Here is a 1,240-nt window from a genome sequence, read left to right as displayed (position 1 = left end):
AGCCCGTGGCGTTGATAAGCTGCACTTTATTTTTTCTCTTCTCTTCTTTGCGGTTGGTGAGCACCCAAACATAGGTTGCGATGCCGGTGTTATAGAAAAGCTGCTCCGGCAGGGCGATTATGGCCTCGAGATAATCGTTTTCCAGTATCCAGCGGCGTATCTCGCTCTCGCCACTTCCGGCATCTCCGATAAAAAGCGGCGAGCCGTTCATGACGATGGCGACCCTGCTTCCCCCATCCTTCACATCTTTCATTCGCCCGAGCATGTGCTGCAGAAAAAGAAGCTGGCCGTCGCTTATGCGCGGCAACCCCGCGCCGAAGCGCCCGGTGTATCCGCGCTCGGCCTCCCTTTCCACCGCGTCTTTGTCCATCTTCCATTCTTTTCCGAAAGGCGGATTTGTGAGCAGGTAATCAAAGCGATTACCTGCATGGCGGTCATTTGATAGAGTGCTTCCGAATGCTATGTTTTCCGCATCCCGCCCATCGGCGCTTTTCATATACAGATCGGATTTGCAAACCGCAAACGTCTCGGGGTTAACCTCCTGGCCGAAAAGATGTATATCGGCGTTCGGGTTAATCCCAAAGATTTTATTCTTAGCAATGGTTAACATGCCGCCCGAGCCGCAGCACGGGTCGTATACGGTGCGGATAATATGGTTGCGGCTTAAGATATCGGCGTCTTTTGAAATGAGCAGGCTCGCCATGAGCTCGATGACTTCTCTTGGCGTAAAGTGCTCGCCGGGATTCTCGTTCATTGCCTCATTGAATCGCCGGATCAAATCCTCGAAAATGTAACCCATCTCAAGGTTGCTTACCTTGTCCGGGTGAAGATCGATATTCTTGAATCGCTCCATGACCAAAAACAGCAGCCCGGCCTCATCGAGCTTGTTTATGGTGTTATCAAAATCGAACTTCTCCAGCACCTCGCGCATGTTATCGCTAAAACCGTTTATGTAGTTGCGAAGGTTTAAGGCAAGATTTGGGGCATCATCCAACAAGCGCTCGAAGGTATAGAGCGAAGTGTTGTAAAACGCAAAGCCGGATGCTTTGCAAAGCTGCGGGCTCAAGTTTTCGAGCTTGCTTTTCAGCTTGGCGGCTGTTTTAAGAACTTTATCTTTTGTCGGCTCAAGAACGCAATCGATGCGCCGCAGAACGGTCAGCGGCAAAATAACATCCTGGTATTTGCTGCGCTTAAAGCTGTCGCGCAAAAGCTCGGCTATGCTCCAGATGAAGTTGACTTT

The 1,240-nt window shown here is 50.6% G+C and carries 1 protein-coding gene; it reads right to left on the bottom strand.

All coding sequences use genetic code 11. The features are described 5' to 3' along the window. The coding region (locus COY37_RS02135; protein ID WP_286975819.1) for a type I restriction-modification system subunit M at positions 1–1,240 on the bottom strand (1,240 nt) is incomplete at both ends.

The sequence above is a fragment of the Candidatus Aquicultor secundus genome, from assembly GCF_002791875.1.
Classification (GTDB): domain Bacteria; phylum Actinomycetota; class Aquicultoria; order Aquicultorales; family Aquicultoraceae; genus Aquicultor_A; species Aquicultor_A secundus.
This window is presented reverse-complemented; position numbering and strand designations above follow the sequence as displayed.